A 19,832-nucleotide genomic window follows, 5' to 3' on the forward strand; every position below is an offset into this window, starting at 1 on the left:
GGGCATGCAAAGTGCGGATGTACTTTCCGGAAGACTGTCCTTTGTGGGTCTGGCGGATCTTCTGCAGTTTCTCGGATCTGCTGCTACGGGGGGAGAGCTGCGTATTTTTGCGGAAAATGGTGCGGATGGCATCATTTTTATGAAAAATGGTGAGGTTTTTGATGCCAGAGTCGGGATCACGGAAGGGGAAAAAGCCTTTCATACCCTTTTCACCTGGCATGAGGGCCGTTTTTTGTTTGTGCCCGGAGAGATCCATACTCCCCGAAAAATCCACCGCAATTTGACGGGGCTGCTTCTGGATGCCCTGCGGCAGATGGATGAACTGCATACCCTGAACATGCCTTCTGACAAAGTGCCTGCAAAGGATGTTTGCCTGAAGGGGCCTACCATAGAATACAGCGATGTGGTGGATGAGGAATTTCATAATGAAGGCGCGGTTGTGGTACGGCAGGGGCGATTTGGATCCTGGATCTGGGTGATTCTTGAAGGCAGGGTGCAGCTCTACAAAGAGATGGGGGGACGCAGTGTTCCCCTTTTCTGCCTTGGCAAGGGGGCTTTTATCGGCAGTGCAGCGAGTTTTGCCCTTATGAACCGGCCACGCAGTGCCACCATCCATGTGGTGGGAGAGGTGCTGCTCGGGGTGCTGGATTCCCAGAGGCTGGCCCGGGAGTTTACCACCCTGGGGCCTGTTGTAAGGGATGTGATTTTAGGGGTGGATCGGCAGATGAACCTTCTGGGAGATACCCTGGCCCGTTTGCGGGTAACGGCGGAAATGCCGCCTTCCCTATCCCCGTCCTGGCAGATTCTGCGACGCTCAGAGGGGATTTCCGCAACTTCCTTTTTTCGTGTGGAAGGCGGTCGGGCAGCCCTGGGGTATAAATATGGGGATGGCTTTTCTGAGCTGATGACCTTTTCTGAAGGATCCGTTTTTGCAGATCCCATGCCTGCAACCCATGTCTGCCGGGATGGACTTGCCTTTTTCGGAGATGGCAAAGCCCGGATTCTCCCCTTTGGAAGCAGTGAAGCGGCCATGATCTGGGACAGGCTTTCTCCCACATTCCGTAAGATGCTGGGTTTTTCTGTGAGTGCGGTACAGACGACGCTGGAACTTATTAGCGATGCCATAGAAGATAAAGGAAGATCTCATGGTGCATAGTCAGAATCTGTCTGAAAAAAGGAGGTTCCCTTTCCGGCCCGAAACCAGGAACCTTGTCTATTTCTGTATTTTTGGAGAAAATGGCAGAATTACCGTTCAGGGTATGGGAAAAACCCTGAATATCAGCAGGGGAGGGGTTCTTCTGGAAATTCATGCCCCCATTCCCCAGGATTGCCGTATGCAGCTTTCCATAGGTATTGGGGATGATATTCTGGAGCTTGAGGCATTTGCCGCCCACATACAAAAAAAGGATACCCAGGTACTGCATGTGGGTATGGCCTTTTTGCCCATGACAGGCCCTCAGGCAAGGCTGCTTTCCCTTTTTATCGAGCGGTTTGAGGCGGAAAGGGAGTAGATCTGACCATGAAGCCTGGTTCTGTCCGTATAGGGGTATTGTCTGATACCCATATGAAAGTCCCGGATGCAGCCCTGCTTTCCCTGAGAGCGGGGCTTTTTGCCGATGTTTCCCTGATCCTCCATGCAGGGGACGTGATTGGCCCTGCCGTGCTTGATGTTTTTGACGATGTGGAAGTTCTGGCTGTGGCGGGAAATTGTGACGGCCCGGAAATCCGGGCCTGCCATCCCATATCCCGTACGATTGCCATTGGCCCGGTACATATTGGTCTGATTCATGGCTGGGGAGAACGCAGCGGTGTTCTCCTGAGGGCCAGGGAGTCTTTTGACAATGTGAATGCCGTTGTCTTCGGACATACCCATGTTCCGGAATGCACCCTTTCAGAGGGAGTGCTGATGTTCAATCCGGGCAGTTTTTCGGACAATCGGAAGGGGCCATGGTCAGGAAGTGTCGGTATATTGACAATCTCTCCCGATGGCGTTATCAGCGGGGACATTTTTCCTGTGCACCGCTAGATTTCTGGCAGGAATACAACTCAAATTTTTGATGAAAGGAGTATTTCGGATGAGCACTTCTTCCCAAATCCCTCTCAGCGGTCTGACTCCCCTGAGAAGTGGAAAGGTTCGAGATATCTATGATCTGGGGGACAGTTATCTTATGGTGACCTCGGATCGGATATCTGCCTTTGATGTGGTTTTACCCGATGGGATTCCTGGGAAGGGACGGGTTTTGACCCAGCTCTCCCTTTTCTGGTTTGAGCAAATGAAATCCCTTGTGGATAACCACCTGATCAGTGGAAATGTGGAGGATTTCCCGGAAGTCTGCCAGTCCCATGCGGCGTATCTGCGGGATCGGACCATGTGGGTGAAAAAGGCCCAGCCCCTTTCCATAGAATGTGTGGTACGGGGCTATCTTTCCGGTTCCGGATGGAAGTCTTACAAGAAAGACCACACGGTCTGCGGGATTGGCCTGCCCCCCGGTCTTCAGGAGTCTGACCGTCTGCCTGAGCCTATTTTCACCCCATCCACCAAGGCAGATGTGGGGGATCATGATATCAACATCTCCTTTAAGGAAGCTGTGGATCGTGTGGGCAGAGAGACGGCAGAGCAGGTGCGGGATTTAAGTCTTGCCATTTACAGCAAAGCTGCGGCCTATGCCCTTGAAAAGGGGATTATCATTGCGGACACCAAATTTGAATTTGGTTTTGTGGATGACAGACTGATTCTGATAGATGAAGTCCTGACGCCGGATTCTTCCCGTTTCTGGCCGGTTGCGGGGTATGTTCCCGGAGGCGGACAGCAGAGCTTTGACAAGCAGTTTGTGCGGGATTACCTGGAAACTCTGGACTGGAATAAGGAAAGCCCGGGTCCGGCTCTTCCGGAGGAGGTGATCCGTAAGACAGCTGAAAAATATGAGGAAGCCCTTGTGCTTTTGAGTGGAAGGGCCTGAAAACAGGGGATGCCGGGTTTGTTTTATTCATAATGGCGTTAAGAAGTAAACGTTTTCCGGAGTTCATCCCGCAGGTTTCTTCTGGTGGAAAAATTCGGGATCCTTCGTAACGGAAGGTTGGGGCTGCATGGAAGATTTGACAAAATGATGTTTTTTTATTTATAAGGACAAACATCGTTCACAGCAGTGCCGCTTTTGTACGCCCGAAGCATGTAAAATGTTCCCCGGCAAGTTATGGAGAATTTTGTCCATGAAAAGGGTCTCCGGGTGAAAGGTTCTGGGCGGGAGTCAGGGTTTTTATTTTCATAATTATTCAAGAAGCAGGAGGCCGGATGATGAAATTTTTGAAAATGGGGGGCTGGGTGCTGTTGCTTCTGGCATGTTTTGTAGGGAGTGCCATTGCAGATATCCTTGTGATTGCCAATCGCAGTGTTCCCGCAGCAAGCCTTTCCAAAGATGATGTGAAACGTATCTATCTGGGAAGCATGAGCCGGTGGGAGGATGGAAGCCGGGTCAATTTTGTGGTTTTGAAGGATGATACCATGGATGCTTTTCTGTCGGCCTATGTGGGCACCTCTTCTTCCCAGTTTGCACAGCACTGGAAAAGACAGGTTTTTACGGGGAAGGGACAGATGCCTCCCATGTACGATAAATCCAGTGATGTGGTGAAATTTGTGGCCAATACACCGGGGGCGATTGGCTTTGTACCTGAGGAAACACGCACAGATGAGGTGAAGGTATTGGGTGTGAATCCTTAAGAAAGAAGGTGATGGGCTTTATGTTTAAAAATATCTCACGGATTACATATGGGGAGGAGTAGACCGATGAAAAAATTAAAAGGATTTCTGGCGGGCCTGTGTTTGGTCTGTATGGCCGTTCCGGCAATGGCTGTCGAGTTTGGGGATGATTTTTATGGTGGTGTCACCCTGCATGGTTTTATTTCCCAGGGCTATCTGAAAAGTGACAACAACAACTTTTTTGCAAGAACATCCGACGGCAGTACCCGCTTCAATGAGTTTGGTATCAACGTGAGCAGCCAGGTAAGTGATAAACTTCGTGTGGGGATTCAGATTTTTGCCCGTAACCTGGGGGAATTCGGCAGCGGAGATCCTGAAATTGACTGGGGCTTTGCCGATTACCGCTGGAAGGACTGGGCGGGGATCCGTTTTGGTAAAATGAAACTGATCCATGGTCTGTACAACACCACCCGCGATATTGACATGCTCCGGAACAGCATCTTCCTGCCCCAGAGCGTCTATAATGAAGCATGGAGGGACACCGTTGCCGCCATCAGCGGTGCGGAAGTGTATGGGGATATCTATATGGGCAGGGCCGGTTCCCTTGCCTACCAGTTTCAGGGGGGAGAGACGGACTTTCCCGTGGATGGTGGTGTTGTGACCAGCACCAAGGATCAGTCGCTTTTGAAAAGAATTCTTGCCACACCGGAATCCACCCATACCAAGTATGCCTATACTGGCGGACTTGTATGGAATACTCCCCTGAACGGACTTCGTCTCAGTACCACAGCCTGGGTTGTGGAATTTGATACGGATGGGGGCTTTTACCAGATGGATCAGAAGTGGAACGCAAAGGTAAGAACCACGACCAATTCCAAAGTAAATACCGCCTCACTTGAGTATATCCGTGGCCCTTTCACCTTTGTGACCGAATACATGGCGGCCAGCTATGAGTTCAATACCCTTGGAAAATCTGGGGATGCTGTTTTTGTGAACATTATCAATTCCCAGAAAAAGGTCGATCTGGATACGGAAGGATACTATGCGGCCCTGGCCTACCGTTTTACGGACTGGCTGGAAGTGGGTTTGTCCTATTCCGAATATTATGCGGACAAGGATGATAAAGACGGAAAGAACAATCTTCCCGTCTATAGTAATAATGTCCAGGTTAATCCCAGATACGCGGCCGGGTACCGTGAGCATGACGCCTGGCTGAAGGATACGGCCCTCACCTTCCGTTTTGATGTCACGGAGAACTGGGTCTTCAAGCTGGAGGGCCATGCCATGAATGGTGCCGCCATTCTTATGAAGGATACCAACTCTGATACGGACGGGAAGGTCAACACTTCAGAAAACTGGTTCCTCGTTGCAGGTAAAATGACTGTAAGTTTCTGATGTTTTATCTGAAAGACTGTGTCATCCGATGAAACCTGGCAGCACCTCAGTCCCGGAGAGGATGGGGTGCTGCCATTGCATCAAGGGGGGGGAAGCCATGACAGTCAGGGTCTTGCTCAAGGGAATATGCGCGGCGTGTTGTTGCTGGATATGGATGGTTTTGCAGGCGGGAGCCACGGCTGTGCATACGGAAAAGGACGTGGCCCTTCTTCTGGAGCTGGAGGATGGCCCGGGGGTGGTGGAGGCTTTGAATCAGGCCCAGTCTCAGGTGGTGCAGCGTCAGGCCAAACGGAACCGCAGTATCCGTATGGAAGGTATCCGGGATTTTTTTGATTTAAGTGACAAATATACGGCTGTTGCCTACGCAGCCACCATTCAGCCGGATACTCCAGCCGTTGCCATGGTGCTTTTTGAACGTGGTGCCACAAGTCTCCTCATCCCCCGTAATTTCCCCTATCTTCTTTTTGTGGGGGCTACGGATATTGCGACGTACGAGCGCATTGATGATGCAGGAATCTGTGGCTATTTCAGGGAAATGGGTGTTGCGGACTGTGTTCCTGTTTTTACCCAGAGAAAATGGAAGCAGATGCTTTCGGAAAAAGCGGATAAAAAACACAGCCATGATCTGAGCACCCTGACAGGTGTACTTCCAGCAGAGCGCCTTGATCCTTCCCTTGTACGCAGATCTGAGCTGAAGGCTGCACTGGAGGCCAAGGCGGATATCAATCTGGTGCAGCCCCTTCTTCTGGGAGCCGTGGCCGTAAGCACGGCGGCTGTAACAGGCCCGGATAATGAGCAGCTACAGCAGAGAATTGTTCAGCTTGAGGCCCAGGTGGCCCGTCTCACCAGGCTTCTTGATGGCATTCAGCGGACAGGGCAGGATTTGCAGTTTCAGGGGATGAATCTGGTTCTTCTCAATGGGGAGGGAAAAACCGCCAGCGCCAATGGCAGTGGCAATCTGATTATTGGCTACAACAGCCCTGAAAAAATTACGGGTTCCCATAACCTGATTATCGGTGAAGGCCATCAGTGTACCACCTACGGAAGCATTCTTTCAGGCAGTGGGCACAGGGTTGAAGGTGCTTACGGCGCTGCTCTTGCAGGCAGTGGGAACAGTGTTACTGGGAAGGGTTCCTTTGCCATGGGAGGAGAGGGCAATCAGGTGGGAGGTAATTTTTCGGCCACGGTTGCCGGGCGCCACAACAAGGCTGAAGGGGAGCGTTCCATTATTTCAGGTGGAGAAAACAGGGCTGTGCTGAAAAGCAATCCCCATTTTACCGGTGAGTAGTCCGGATCTGTCCTTTTTCGGGGGCATTCCTATCAGGCTGATAATACCGGCAGAGGTGTGAAAATCCATGAATTTCATAGTCCATGCACATAGGGGAAAATTTTTTTTACGTCCGGGAGTCTTGTTTATTTTCCTGCTGCTGCCCATGATGTGGGGTGCCACTGTTTTTGCAGGAGAAAATCGGGCCCTTGTTATTGGGATAGATGGGTATCAGGATAAGGAAATCAAATTTCCGGCGCGATCTTCCAAAGATGCCGCATCTTTAGGGGATTATCTCGAAAAGCATCTGGATTTCAGGGTGACGCGTCTTTTAGGAGGATCTGCAAGCAAGGCAGCTGTTATCAGAAGTCTTGAGACTCTCGCGAGATCCGCAAGACCCGATGATGGCCTTGTCATTTATTTTTCCGGTGCGGCAGAGGTGGAAACGCTTTATGGCTATGGCTGGTGGCTGGGAGCGGACGCCAGGCGCGGAGATACCCAGAGTTATATTGAGGTAAACGCCATACAGCAGATTCTTCGCAATACGGAATCCAGACGGGTGCTCCTGATTTCCGATGCCCCCTTTCCTGACAACGCCCTTGGCCCCGTTGTTGCTGAGGTGGGGGGCAGGGTTTTTCCAGGTGGAAAAGAAGGCTATGCCCATACCCTTTTGGTGAAAGAGGGGGGAAAAGATCCGGAAGGTTCTGAAAATGGTCTGTTGGTCAGTGGCCTTTTGGGTCTTCTCCCCGAACTGGAAGGTGGGGTTGAGGGCCAGAAGCTTTTTGAAGGTCTGGCTCCTCTGGTCAGGGCAGCTGGTGGAAAAATTCAGTACAGAGTGCTGCGTACGGGGAAAAAAAATGGTGGTGATCTTGTTTTTGAATGGAAAAAACCGATAGCACCTCCCATGGTGACGGTAGCTCCTCCTGCTGCTGCAGCCCCGCCTCAGGAAATTCTCCGTGCCAGCCTGGAAATCCGATCCCGTGCGGAGGGAGCCAGACTTCGCATCAACGGCCAGGATCATGGTCTGTTGCCTCTCCGGATTGCGGCCCTGGAAGCGGGGATATATCGTCTTGATATCAGTGCGCCTGGTTATGATGATCTCCGGGAAGAGATTCGGTTGAGTCCGGGTGAGGAGCGGCAGATCAGTCTGAATCCTGTTCCCGAAAAACCACGGGAAGGCCAGCTTTTTGTTCATGTTGTTCCAGAAAAGGCCAGAATGGTTCTGGAGGGCAGGGACAGGATCTATGTACCGGGGATGTACCTTGCTCCTGGAGACTATATCTTGCTTTTGACGGCACCCTTTCATGTGGATCAGCGTATTGAATTCCGTGTGGAGGCAGGGAAAAAGACGGAGCTTGAAGCTGTGCTTTCCCTTTTGCCCAGTTATAAAAATACCCTGAATATGGGATTTGCCAGAATGAATACCGGTGAGTTCCTCATGGGGAGTCCGGACAATGAAGTCCGCAGAGCCAGCGATGAAACCCAGCATAGGGTTTTTATTTCAAAACCCTTTTTCATGCAGACCCATGAAGTACTTGCTGAGCATTGGCAGGCTTTTGTTGATGCTACGGGGTACAAAAGCGAAGCGGAAGTCGGCAGAGGTGCTTATGGTCTGGAAGGTGGATTTCGATGGGTTCAGGATCCTGCCTATACCTGGCGGAACCCGGGGTACCCTTTGAAGGACAGATTGCCCGTCAGTGCGGTCTCCTACAACGATGTGCAGGCCTTTATCCAATGGCTGCGGCAGAAGGAAGGCGTTTTTTACGATCTGCCGACGGAAGCGGAATGGGAATATGCGGCAAGGGCTGGTACAGGTACAACCTATGCCTACGGGGACTGTTTGCTGGACACTCAGGCCAATTTTGCGGCCAATTCCTTTCGGCCTGGTTGTGAGGCTGGAAATTACAGAAAAGAGGTTCTGCGTGCGGGATCACTCCTCCCCAATCGTTGGGGTTTATGGGATATGCATGGGAATATGTGGGAGTGGTGTCGGGACTGGTATGGAAACTATCCGGAAGGAGAGGGTGCATTTCGGGATCCATCCGGGCCTGATTTCGGACAGAAGCGGATTGTCCGGGGTGGCGGATGGGACTCGGATCTGGATGCAAGCCGTGTCGCCAAGCGCCACAGCCTTGATCCGGCATCTGCCTATGGTCATGTGGGCTTTCGCTTGGTCATTCGTCCTGAAGTACAATGAACGGCAATAATTGCTGACGGTTTTTTAGTGTGTGACTGTGCTGGCTTGGCACATTAACGACTGTGGTCAGATTGGGTCGTTTGAAATTTCTGAAAAAAGATCAAGAACGCAATACGCCAGTCCCATAAGGCAGGCTTTCATCAGCCAGGCCAGTCCGGGGGGGCGGAGTCTTGGTACTGGTCTGCCGTTTTTGCTTAGGGATGAAAGGCATAGATTTCTGAGAAGGAACGTATGGGAGCCACAAATCCCCCAGGAGCAATCTGGATGAGATAGATCTGATCTGAACCTGTGTGGTTATCTTCTGAAAAGGTAAAGCGGAATCCACCAAGATCCACATCGAACTGTTTGTGGGCACTTTGGACAAAGGCCTCTGGTTCCAGAGACTTTGCCTGCTGTAGAATATGGGCAAAGGCACGGACATTGAGGTAGGCTTCAAAGCCGGGAAAATCCGTTTCAATGGCAATGGCAGGATTTTCAGATCTAAAGGCCTCGACAGCAGCCGCATAGGCATTGACAGCGGGGATTCTGCGATAATAGGGGAAGGGAACGGCTTCGCTGAGAACCACACCAACGCCACGGTTCATGAGGATATCGGCCAGGGATATGGGATCGGTGTGGGAAAGAACCAGCAGAACAATCTCTCCATTTGTATTTCTGATATGCCGTATGAAACTGGCGGTCTCTTCCGGATCCGCAGTGATCAGAATCATATCCGGCCTTGAGAAGAGCAGGCTTTCAGCAGCGTCAGCAGGGCTGGTTTCTGCATTTACTGCGGCTGAACTGTGGATATGGAGTTCTTTTTTTTCCAAGGCACCGCGCAGAGCAGAAAGATATTCACTTCCGTATTCCTGGGTACCATGAAAGATGGAAACCCTGTTTTTACCCGTTTCATCAATAAATTTGTAAACAAGTTTCTGCACTTCCGTGAAAATATCAGGTCTGAGGGAAAATGTATGGGATTTGGCAGAGATGATGGAAGAACGCAGCCCTGTGCTGCTGCCGAAAAAAAGGGTGGATGTATTTTCCGCGTGGAGAATCGCGTCCCGCGTACCATGGGATCCAAAGCCTCCGATAAGGGCAAAAATCTTTTCTTCCCCGGTCAGTTTTTTCAGGTTCTCTCTGCACTTTTCAGGGGATCCCGCATCATCCAGGGCCAGTAGCTTCAGCTGTTTTTTATGAAGACCACCTTTGCGGTTGATCTCTGCAATGGCGGTTTCCATCCCCTGAAGCCACTTGCGGGCATGGATCGCATTTTTTCCCGTGAGGGGAAGGCTCATGCCAAGTTTGAGGAGAGGGGCGGAAGCGTTTTCTCCCCAGGCCAGAGGATGGAAAAGACAGCAAAGAAGAAGTGTACAGAATACAAGGGTAAAACCTGAATACCTTGAATTTGTTCTGGATAGCATGGCATCACCATTTCTCTTGTTTTTCAGAGTAACTTTATAATAATATGCATACATACGATCAGGAGCTGTCTTTTGTCAAGGAAGCGGAATTTTGATGTATGGATTTGCAGTGTGTTCTGCCCCAAGATCTTTAGAAACTTATAAAAACTTAAGGTTTGCTTCCTTTGCTAAACTAGGTTATATACCAGATTCAAAGTTTCATGGATTTAAAAATTATGTGACAGGCAGATTTTGCACCGGAAGCGGGCAAAGAGGGCTTTGGATGGACTTCAATGTCTTGTTTTTATTTATAATTAAAGGCCGGACATTGGCACTCATGACCTAAAGAAGCATTCGAGGAAGGGACTATGGAGTTTACCCTTGATTTGGACAGGCGTCAGATTGATAAGATTGAAAACATTCTTGAGGAAGAGCTGATTAATCTTGGGGTGAGCAATGTCATTTTGCTGGATCTTGCAGGGAATGTCATTGTCAATCTCGATAATGGCAGTAACCAGCATGATATCTATTCTCTGGCAGCACTGGCGGCGGGAAATTTTGGTGCTGTGAGTGCCATGGCCAACCTGATTGGGGAGCAGGAATTTTCATTGCTTTTTCATAAGGGTGAGACGGATAGTATCCATTTCAGCAAGGTTACCGATGATTTGCTTTTGCTTTCAATCTTCGGAAAAGAAGTGTCCCTTGGTTTTCTCCGTTTGAAAGTCAATGAAGCCGTAAGGAAAATTGAATCCCTCTTTGGATAAAAAAAACGGAGGTTTACCTTGGCGCTGATCAATCCTAAAAAAAAAGAAGTCCAGGTTAAAATTGTATATTATGGCCCTGGGCGAGGCGGCAAGACAACCAATCTTGAATATATCAATCAAAAATTCAAAAGCCGCATCAAGTCAGAAATGGTCACGGTCAAAACCTATGGTGACCGGACACTGTTTTTTGATTTTCTTCCCCTGGATATTGGAACCATCAACGATTACAACATCAAGATACAGTTTTATACCGTACCAGGGCAGGTAAAATACAATGCCACCCGAAAGCTTGTCTTAAGAGGTGTTGATGGTATTGTTTTTGTCGCGGATTCAATGGCCTTGAGGCGAGAGATGAATATCCGTTCTTTGCAGAATCTGGAAGAGAATCTGCGCTCTTTTAACAAGGATCTTGCCAGGATTCCCTTGGTTTTTCAGTACAATAAAAGAGATCTTTCCGCCCATAACATTGCGCTTTTGCCCCTTGAAACCATGCAGCAGGATCTTAATGCAAAAATCAATGCTCCCTATATTGAAGCCAGTGCTATTACGGGAGAGAATGTAGCTTTGACCATGAAAAAGATTATTTCCATCACCATTGGATCTCTTAAAAAAAAGCTGGAGGAAAATAAGTGACGGATACGACAGACAGCCTCGCAGCAGCGTTGGATAAGCGTCTTGACGATCTTTTTGATGAAGATACTCTGATGGAATCTGAGGATCCCGCTCCCCCTGTATCCAAATCAAAATCCAGGACAAAGGGTAGAGAGTCCGTAAAAAAGAATACGGATATGCGTTCTGCGGACAGTGATCGGCCTGGGGGGGAATTTTTGCACGGTCTGAACGCGCTCTTGCTCTCGATGGAGTGGGAGATCAGTGACAGCGTAATGGATCAGTATCTTTCAGAAGTGCGGCGTTTACAGAAAAAAATGGAAAATGATAAGATTTTTATGAATCTTTTTAGAATGCTGGAGTCTGTAGGATCCTATCTTAAACAGAAAAAAGTACATGCACATCAGGACAGCCTGCGAATTCTTCAAGAAACCCAGGCGAGCCTCGGAATGCTGATGGATATGGGGGATAGCCTTTCTGAAAAAGAAAAGAAAATAAGTCTTCAGGAAAACTATGCCCGTTTTCAATCTTTCCGTGAGCAGATTACGGGGAAAAAATCTGATGTCAAGATGGTGGCTTCTGGAAATCTGGAGACTCAGATACAAAAAATTGTGCGTGCAGAACTGGAAATTTTCCGGAAGCGCCTTCTGGATGATCTGCGTTGAAACAGATGGCCTGGAATAAAACCAGCCCCTGGTTGCCCGATTTTGAAAAGGGGCAGATTCTCAGGATACAGACGGGATAGGGGCTGAATGCCAGGACAGAGAGTGGGATCTGATTCATCTGGCCCTTTGGGGATTGAAAATTCAGAAACCTTTTGCAGTAAGGGGCAGGTATGGCATTTTTTTCCGATGACATTTCAGACAATCTTTTTATTCCCAAGGGGAATCTTTCAGATCTGACAAGTGTAACAACAGAAGATCTGTCAAAAATTATTCTTCGCCAGAGTGATTATGACAATGGTCGGGAGTTTTCCATGGACAGGGATATGCTCAGGATTTTTGCGGGCATTGACGGAAAACGAAGTCTTGCGGATCTTTCCCTGATGGCGGGTCTGTCCACACAATTGACGGTTGAGGTTGTGAGACGTCTTCTTGAAGCGGGTGTCGTTGAAATTGTTGAGGAATTTGAAAAAAATTCCGGATCGGTATTTCTCAATTTCCTCGAGAAACATCTGGCCCTTGCCATAGGTCCTATCGCATCTCTTGTGCTTGAAGATGAAGTTGAAGCAATGAAGGAGTCTTGGAAGGCCTTTCCAATGGGACGGGCACCAGAGCTGGTAAACTTGCTGGCACGACAAATTCCAAGAGAAGAAAAACGCTTTGCGTTTCAGCAGGTAATGATTCAGTTTCTTAAGGATACGGCACGCTAAGGCTGAGGAGATATCATGACAACCCTGATTTGTGAAGAATGTGGTAAAATTTATCATCTGGATCCCGAAAAACTCAAGGGCAGACTTTCCGGGGATGAAGCCAAGACACGGTGCAGGGAGTGCGGTCATGTTATCCGGATTTCCAAGGAGCAGCTGGAGAGCACTCCTGAACATGCAGAGCTTGCCCCTGAAGTGAAACTACCGCAGCCTTCTGTGGAAGAGCCGAAAGTGGTTCCGCCTCCTGCACGATCTGGGTCAGAAAAGAGAAGTACTGTTAAAGAAGTTTCTTTTCAGCGTCGTGGTATGGGGCTTCGTTCCAAGATGTTTTTTCTCTTTCTTCTCGTTCCCCTTCTCCTGATGACCACATCAGGGCTGTACTCCCAGAACCAGTTGAATGAACTGAGTAAACGTATTATTGGTGAGAGTACACGGGTTGTTCAGACCATGGCTGAGGAAATAATTGCGGAAAAAGCACGTTCCGTTGCTTTACAGACCAAAATATATCTCAGGAGTCATCCTGAGCTGGGTAAAATGGATTTTAACTATGATCCTGAATTCAGCCGAATTGCGGTGCAGCGTGTTGCAGATTCAGGTTATACGGTTTTGTTTGAACGGCCTGCTTCCGATGAAGGGGATCAGGCTTTCCGTGTATGGGCACATCCCGATGCGAGGCTTGTCGGAGTTCCTGTTTTGGACAGTATTCAGGCAGCCCTGGGCCCTCAGTATTTTCTGGAATTCAGGAAAATTTTTGATGAGGCCCGCTTGGGCAGAGAGGCCAGAGGATACTATACGTGGCTGGAACGTGACGGTCAGCTTCGTCAGAAATTTATGGTTATCAGTGCCGTGGAAGGAACACGATATCTGATCATGAGTACGGCTTATATTGATGATTTTACCGTTCCTGTAAGAAATCTTGAGTCTGAAGCATTTTTAATGGTGTTAGAGACCAGAAATATCAACCTTGGGATTCTTCTTTTTTCTCTGGTAGTCATTGGCTTGTCCATTTCCATCTATGGATACCGCATCACCCGCAATATCAAATATCTTACCCATGCTGCAGATCGAATCAGTGTCGGAGAACTTGAGACGGAAATTATTATCAAATCTAAAGATGAGATCGGGAATCTTGCAGATGCGATTTCACGCATGCAGGACAGCCTGAAACTCTCCATAGAGCGTTTACGGCGACGGCGGTAGAGAAGAAATTCTGGAGTGTTTGTTCTGTGTTGTGCAGGAAGGTCTACAGTGCTGACACTGAGCGTAGCCCCTCAAAGCTGAATCCCCTGGAAAAACGGGGTACCACTCCTGCATGTTTTTTTGAAATATCAGGATGATTTGGAGTTTGATGCTATGGCCGAAATTCTCTTCCCCAATGATGCTCCTATGGTCACCGGTATGAACAGCTGTTACCTTTCTTTGAAACGTATGCTGGATTACTACCGCGGAGATGTGGGTTGCGGCTGTATTTATTTTCGTGATGACATGGCAGAAGCCCTGCTTTTTTTTAATAAAGAACGTCTGCAGAGTGCTATTTTTCTGGATCAGAACGGTAAATCCACGGGTGCTGCGGCAATGGAGATTCTGAACCGTGAAATGGTGACTCGTCATTTTAAGGTTTCCGTTTATGCGGTACGTTCAGATGCTCTTGTTTATTGGGGATCTTTGATCCATGTCCAGCCCTTGGGGATGCCCATTACCCTTTCGCTTGATGAACTTCTGGCCCGTCTTGAAAAGCAGCATGAGGGGCGTCCTCAGATGGGATATTTTCGGATACAGGGAGAAAAGAGAAGACAACTGGGCTGGGTTCTTTTCAGGGAAAAGAGGGTGTATGGATTCCGTCTGCCGGGGGAACGGGCACTTTGGATGGAACCGGAAGAACTCCCCGATTTTATTGAGCGCTTTCGAAATGCGGGGGATATTCGTCTTGAGATCTGGGCACTTCCTCAAAAAGATGGTGGCGGTGTACTCCCCGCAACAAAAGAGACCCTGGAGAGGCTCCAGGATATCATGAAAATTTCTGAAAATTTGGTGGCTCAGGTTCGTAATCAGAAAACGCCTTTTTCAATTCTGTTCAGAAAATGTTGTGTTGCTTGGGCGGATATCTACGATTTTCTGGATCCCTTTGCCGGAGAACTTGAATATCGTGAGGGGACGCTGACCTTTGAGGGACGTGCAGGTGATGCGGAACTTATTGAAGGTGTCTGCCGTGTTCTGATGGTTCTGGCGGAAGAGGAAGGTTTTATGGACGCTTTTGCGCCATTGTTTCAGGAATGGAAAGAACGGCATCAGGGGTACTTTTCAGTATTAAGTGTTCGCTTTTCATAGGTATATCCTGATTCTGAATGGATATTTTTATGAAGGACTGCGATGGAATGGAATCCAGACTGTTTTATTGAAGTCGAAACGAGACGTTTTTTGGGCAAGGCTGCAGGCAGAATGAAAAGATCTATGGAAAACAGATCGTTCTTTTGTATATGTCAAAAATGTATCTGGCAGCTTCCGGGTTTATCAAATGTTTTGGGAGACGGGACTTGATGCATCTCAATATTCTGATTGCAGATCCGAACACAGAATCCGCACGGCGGATGGCCGGGTGGATAGAAGGTTATGGGAGTCAGTTCAAATGCAGGATTGTCGACAGTGGTCTGGGAGCTGCCGATTATCTGCGAACCCAGAATATTGCCCTTCTTGTGACAGAGTTGCAGCTGCCTGATCTTGATGGTTTTGGTCTTCTGGATCATATTAATACCTATTGCCCCGAGATACCCGTTGTCGTGGTCTCTTCCCATGGGAGACCCAAGACACGTGAAATTTTAATGCGAAAAGGGGCCAGTATTTTCCTTGAAAAACCCCTGGATACGAAAATATTTCTTGCTGCCTTTGAGAAAGCACTGAGTTGTATTCGGGATGGGGGGGCTCTTAATGGTACTTCCCTGGATACCTTTGCCCAGATGATCGAGATGGAACAAAAAACCTGTACCCTACGTGTGACCCATCCACCCAGCCAGGGGTTTGGTCTTCTTTTTTTTAGAAGTGGAGAAATTGTACAGGCACGTATTCCGGGAGGGCCGGAGGGCGTAGAAGCTGCGTATGAAATTCTTGCCTGGCAGCCTGTTTCTTTGATGATAGAGAATCGGTGTAAGGTTCAGGTTCAGAAAATCCATGCAGATTTGCAGGCATTGCTTATGGAGGCCATGCGTCTTAAAGATGAGCGTCTGGAGAATGAACCCCTCTCCCCTGCTTCTGAGACGGTTGAAAAGCAGACGGACAATCCTGTTTTGCCAATGCCTTCATCGTCAGAAGAGACCCCTGATCCTGTTCACCGATGGCTGAAATCCATAGGCTCTGAATCTTTGGGAATTGAGAGTGTATATCAGGATGCCTCGTGGCGGGATCTCCTCAGCCATGCGGATGTGATTGGATCCATATTTGAGTCTGGAAAGCTTGTCGCCTGTTATCTCAACGTAGGGGATGGATCGGAATCCATCATACTTCCAGATGGTCAGGATACGGTTCTTGCTGTTTCTTCCGGATGTAAACGTGAACAGATTGTTGGTGTTGTAAGCCGCACACCTCCCGTATTCTAAGCTCTAAAACAGTGATACGATTTTCCCATTTCGTCAAGGTTCCCCATGGATGGGTCTGCGTCTGCGCATGGGGATGTGCTGAACCATGCATTTTTTCGTTTCTGTAATCCAGATGTGAGCGTGTTATGAAATTTTTTGCAGAAATTCTTGCCATTTCTGATGTCGAGGGGGCGCTTGTTTTTTCTTCCAAGGGAGATCTGCTCGGTTGGAAATTTTCTCCTGTCCTTGAAGAGAGAATGGAAACGGGAAAATGGCAGACTTTTTTTCGGCATCCCGATGAAATCGTACGGATGATTCAAAGTTTTGAAGGGATGCAGGAAGTGGAATTTTTTTTTGAACATAGGAAAATTCTTCTGCGCAGGGCGGGCGAGAACTATCTCCTGGTTGTTATGGGGAGTGAAGCCTCCACGGATATGGTACGTCTTGTGTCCGATGCCTTTATGCCGGGTCTTCGAAAAGCGGGAAAAACAAAGCGGTTTGCCAGTTTTTTCCGTTTTTAGGAACGGTCTTTCTGTTTAGTCATGCTGTACAATCATCATGAAAAAGGAACCCGGTTATGAATGTCGAGGTCAATACCCAGATTCGGATTCGGGAAGCCGAGGAATATTATCGACACGGGCTGTATGCTGAGGCAAAGGATCTTTATGACCGTCTCCTTGCGGATCCTGCCTTGGATGCTGCCAGTGCGGAGAGCCTTGTCGAAAGAATACGGGAAATCGACAGAAGAATTCAGGAACTGGAATCTATTGATCGCCAGGTACTGTCCACTAAAGATCTGGACTGCATTCGCAGTACCTGGGGAAGCCAGGAAAAAGCTTCGGATATCCTTCAGAGTGGTCGGGCCTTTGCAGAGCTGGGGCTTCACAAAGAAGCTCTGGGGGAGTTTTTAAAACTTCTGACGAAGGACTTTCCTCTGGAAGAAACGGCAGGCTGCATTGTGGAAAGTCTGCATGCAGCCCATCCGGGTGGAGGCTTGCTGGAGTTTTTAAAAACCCTGCTTTCCGGGGCAGAAATTACGGAAAAATTAGGGTTGGATCTTATTTTTGCCTGTGGAAGAGAATTTTTAAAACGGGAAATGATGGAGTTTGCGGAGAGCTTTTTTCTTTTTATAAAGGAAAAAAATCCAAAATATCCTGGTCTTACCCTTGAGCTGTCACGTTTTGGGACTTCCCAGAAGTATGATTCCCGCTATGCGTTTTTGCTGGAAAAAAATCTGGTCAAGACAGAACACCTGCAGCAGGCCCTGGCCATGGCCAAGAAAAACAATAAGAGTGTGGAGTTTGTCCTGACGGAGGAATTCCGGATCCCAAAGGTTAAAGTAGGAGAATCCCTTCACCTTTTTTATGATGTTCCTTTCAGAGAATTTGATTCTAAAGCTGCCGTTCCCTATGAACTGATACAGAAACTGAAAAAAACTTTCCTTTTGGAAAACAAGTGGGTTCCCCTTTCCTGGGATATGGGGGTTGTGGATATTCTTATAGATGATCCTCGGAATATCATTAAAACGGATCAGGCTCAGACCCTTCTGAAAGCGAGAAATCTGAAACTTTTTGTTGGATTTCGGGAGGATATAGAGGCTTATATTCACCTTTTCTATAAGGCTGGGGATGCGGATGAGGTTGTGGAAACCGGAGGAATGGAGGTGGACAGCCTTGACATGCTTCCTGACGTTTCCTTTGAAGAAGTGGAAGAGGATCACGAAATGCCTCTTTTGGATATGGCCAATGAAAATTCCAGCCAGACTGTGCGCATGGTGGATCAGATTCTCATCAATGCCTATCGGAAAGGTGCTTCGGATATCCACATTGAGCCGTCACCCATCAGCAAGAAAACCCGTATCCGCTACCGCATTGATGGTGTCTGTCAGGAAGTTTTGGCCCTGCCCAATCAGGCTGCCAAACCTCTGATTTCCAGGCTCAAGGTTATGGCAAAACTGGATATTGCGGAACGTCGCATGCCCCAGGACGGGAAAATCAAGTTTTTGCGTAAAGGGGTCAAACCCTTTGAGCTGCGTGTTGCCACCCTGCCGACAGCTGGCGGGTTTGAGGATGCGGTTCTGCGCATTCTTGCCGAGTCCGGTGCCATGCCTCTCACCAAGATGGGGATGAGCGATCGTAATCTCAGCAATCTTCAGCAGATCATCCGGCAGCCCTATGGGCTGGTTCTTGTGGTGGGCCCGACGGGAAGTGGTAAAACCACAACACTTCATGCGGCTCTGGGAGAAATCAACAAGCCGGGCATCAAGATCTGGACGGCCGAAGATCCTGTGGAAATTTCCCAGGAAGGTTTACGGCAGGTGGAATGTCAGGCTAAGATTGGTCTTGATTTTGCCAGGGTGATGCGGGCCTTTCTTCGTGCCGATCCCGATGTGATCATGATCGGTGAGATGCGGGATCATGAAACGGCCTCCATCGGCATTGAGGCCTCCCTCACAGGGCATCTTGTTTTTTCGACTCTGCATACCAACAGCGCACCTGAAACCGTCACCCGCCTTCTCGATATGGGGTTGAATCCCCTGAATTTTTCCGATGCCTTTTTAGGTGTCATGGCCCAGCGTCTGGTGCGTCGTCTTTGCCCCAACTGTAAAGAAGCCTACCATCCAACACCTGAGATGTATGATGAGTTGCGTATGTACTATGGGGATGGAATGGAAAAGGCGGGGCTTGTTTATGACAGGAAGCTGGAATTGTATCGGGCCAGTGGATGTACGGATTGTAGCAATACGGGATACAGAGGACGTTTGGGTATTCATGAACTGCTTTTAGGTACGCCTAAGGTTAAGTTGCTGATCAAGCGTGCGGCACCTACGGAAGAAATTTTTACCCAGGGCGCCGCCGATGGGATGACAACTCTGATGCAGGATGGTATCGCCAAGGTGTTTATGGGCTTGACGGATATCGCAGAGATAAGACGTGTCTGTGCAAGTTGACCCAGCCCAAGGGAGGTTTTCCATGGATGAGAAAATTTTTGCAAGGGATGGCAAGGCTACATTTGTATGTCCTTCCTGTGGTTTTTCCGCAATTCAGGATGTCAGTCGATTTTTAGAGATTAAAACATCCACCCGGATGCGATGTACCTGTAAACAGTGCCGCCATACCTATGCTGTCCTTTTGGAAAGAAGACGTTTTGTACGAAAATCCACATTTTTTAAGGGCTTATACAGTGTGCTGCCAAAATCTCAGATTCAGGGTGCCATGACGGTAGTGGATATCTCACGTACCGGGCTGAAGGTACAGATTCCCGTATATCAGCCTCTTTTTCAGGGAGATATTCTAGGCCTTGAATTTCGTCTGGATAGGGGAGGCTGCCCCCTGATCCATCGGGAAGCCATTGTGCGAACGATCCATGACAGGTTTGTCGGGCTGGAATTTTTATCTAAAGAACATACGGATCCCCTTGGGCCTTATCTTGCGTTTTTGTAGACTGTGGAGGGGGTAGAAGACGTTTCGAGGAAGGGGAAAGGGTTTTTTATGGTTGCCATCAGGAAGGGCTGGAAACTTTGGTTTCCTGCCTTTTTTTTGTGTTTGTGCATCACATTTTTCTTCTTTTCAGTCCAGGCCAT

Annotated in this window: 19 protein-coding genes; 18 read left to right on the forward strand and 1 reads right to left on the reverse strand. The window is 48.6% G+C overall.

Annotated elements, in window-relative coordinates:
- Positions 1–4: 4 nt before the first annotated feature.
- From BR04_RS00320 to BR04_RS00355, 8 genes are all read left to right on the forward strand, one after another.
- Positions 5–1,156, forward strand: a complete 1,152-nt coding sequence (locus tag BR04_RS00320) for a DUF4388 domain-containing protein (RefSeq protein WP_496353985.1) — start codon at positions 5–7, stop codon at positions 1,154–1,156.
- On the forward strand, positions 1,146–1,511 hold the full coding sequence (locus BR04_RS00325; protein WP_496353986.1) for a PilZ domain-containing protein: 366 nt from the start codon (positions 1,146–1,148) through the stop codon (positions 1,509–1,511). The genes BR04_RS00320 and BR04_RS00325 overlap by 11 nt, the downstream gene beginning before the upstream one ends.
- An 8-nt stretch (positions 1,512–1,519) precedes the next feature.
- On the forward strand, positions 1,520–2,026 hold the full coding sequence (locus tag BR04_RS00330) for a metallophosphoesterase family protein (protein WP_496353987.1): 507 nt from the start codon (positions 1,520–1,522) through the stop codon (positions 2,024–2,026).
- A gap of 49 nt (positions 2,027–2,075) precedes the next feature.
- Positions 2,076–2,960: a phosphoribosylaminoimidazolesuccinocarboxamide synthase gene (locus BR04_RS00335; protein WP_496353988.1), complete on the forward strand. Its 885-nt coding sequence runs from the start codon at positions 2,076–2,078 to the stop codon at positions 2,958–2,960.
- 335 nt (positions 2,961–3,295) lie between these two features.
- Positions 3,296–3,718 carry a hypothetical protein gene (locus tag BR04_RS00340; RefSeq protein ID WP_496353989.1) on the forward strand — a complete coding sequence of 141 codons (423 nt, stop codon included), beginning with the start codon at positions 3,296–3,298 and terminating at the stop codon, positions 3,716–3,718.
- A gap of 66 nt (positions 3,719–3,784) precedes the next feature.
- Entirely contained in the window at positions 3,785–5,092 is a 1,308-nt protein-coding gene (locus BR04_RS00345) for a hypothetical protein (RefSeq protein WP_496353990.1), read from the forward strand.
- A gap of 154 nt (positions 5,093–5,246) precedes the next feature.
- The gene (locus tag BR04_RS00350) at positions 5,247–6,380 is read left to right on the forward strand and encodes a hypothetical protein (RefSeq protein ID WP_496353991.1); all 1,134 of its coding nucleotides are present in this window, start codon (positions 5,247–5,249) and stop codon (positions 6,378–6,380) included.
- Between the two features lie 121 nt (positions 6,381–6,501).
- Positions 6,502–8,556, forward strand: coding sequence for an SUMF1/EgtB/PvdO family nonheme iron enzyme (locus tag BR04_RS00355; protein ID WP_496353992.1), 2,055 nt, complete (start codon positions 6,502–6,504; stop codon positions 8,554–8,556).
- Between the two features lie 194 nt (positions 8,557–8,750).
- Here the strand turns inward: BR04_RS00355 and BR04_RS00360 are convergent, their stop codons facing one another.
- A complete protein-coding gene (locus BR04_RS00360; protein ID WP_496353993.1) occupies positions 8,751–9,959 on the reverse strand; it encodes an ABC transporter substrate-binding protein in 1,209 nt (402 codons plus the stop codon).
- Positions 9,960–10,306: 347 nt separating this feature from the next.
- Between BR04_RS00360 and BR04_RS00365 the strand changes: the two genes are divergently transcribed.
- The 10 genes from BR04_RS00365 (at position 10,307) to BR04_RS00410 (ending at position 19,692) form a co-directional block, all read left to right on the forward strand.
- A complete protein-coding gene (locus tag BR04_RS00365; protein WP_496353994.1) occupies positions 10,307–10,702 on the forward strand; it encodes a roadblock/LC7 domain-containing protein in 396 nt (131 codons plus the stop codon).
- An 18-nt stretch (positions 10,703–10,720) separates the two neighbouring features.
- Positions 10,721–11,335, forward strand: a complete 615-nt coding sequence (locus BR04_RS00370) for a GTP-binding protein (protein ID WP_496353995.1) — start codon at positions 10,721–10,723, stop codon at positions 11,333–11,335.
- A 314-nt stretch (positions 11,336–11,649) separates the two neighbouring features.
- A complete protein-coding gene (locus tag BR04_RS00375) occupies positions 11,650–11,976 on the forward strand; it encodes a hypothetical protein (protein ID WP_496353996.1) in 327 nt (108 codons plus the stop codon).
- Positions 11,977–12,146: 170 nt separating this feature from the next.
- On the forward strand, positions 12,147–12,683 hold the full coding sequence (locus BR04_RS00380) for a DUF8082 domain-containing protein (protein ID WP_496353997.1): 537 nt from the start codon (positions 12,147–12,149) through the stop codon (positions 12,681–12,683).
- A gap of 15 nt (positions 12,684–12,698) precedes the next feature.
- On the forward strand, positions 12,699–13,880 hold the full coding sequence (locus tag BR04_RS00385; protein ID WP_496353998.1) for a HAMP domain-containing protein: 1,182 nt from the start codon (positions 12,699–12,701) through the stop codon (positions 13,878–13,880).
- Between the two features lie 666 nt (positions 13,881–14,546).
- Positions 14,547–15,008 carry a hypothetical protein gene (locus BR04_RS00390; protein WP_496353999.1) on the forward strand — a complete coding sequence of 154 codons (462 nt, stop codon included), beginning with the start codon at positions 14,547–14,549 and terminating at the stop codon, positions 15,006–15,008.
- Between the two features lie 209 nt (positions 15,009–15,217).
- The gene (locus BR04_RS00395; protein WP_496354442.1) at positions 15,218–16,270 is read left to right on the forward strand and encodes a DUF4388 domain-containing protein; all 1,053 of its coding nucleotides are present in this window, start codon (positions 15,218–15,220) and stop codon (positions 16,268–16,270) included.
- 125 nt (positions 16,271–16,395) lie between these two features.
- Positions 16,396–16,770, forward strand: a complete 375-nt coding sequence (locus BR04_RS00400; protein ID WP_496354000.1) for a hypothetical protein — start codon at positions 16,396–16,398, stop codon at positions 16,768–16,770.
- A gap of 56 nt (positions 16,771–16,826) precedes the next feature.
- Positions 16,827–19,199, forward strand: coding sequence for a GspE/PulE family protein (locus BR04_RS00405; RefSeq protein ID WP_496354001.1), 2,373 nt, complete (start codon positions 16,827–16,829; stop codon positions 19,197–19,199).
- A 22-nt stretch (positions 19,200–19,221) separates the two neighbouring features.
- Positions 19,222–19,692 (forward strand): PilZ domain-containing protein, encoded by a 471-nt coding sequence (locus tag BR04_RS00410; protein ID WP_496354002.1) that lies wholly within the window; start codon positions 19,222–19,224, stop codon positions 19,690–19,692.
- The last annotated feature ends 140 nt before the right edge of the window (positions 19,693–19,832 follow it).

The sequence above is a fragment of the Desulfobotulus sapovorans DSM 2055 genome (genome assembly GCF_059569355.1).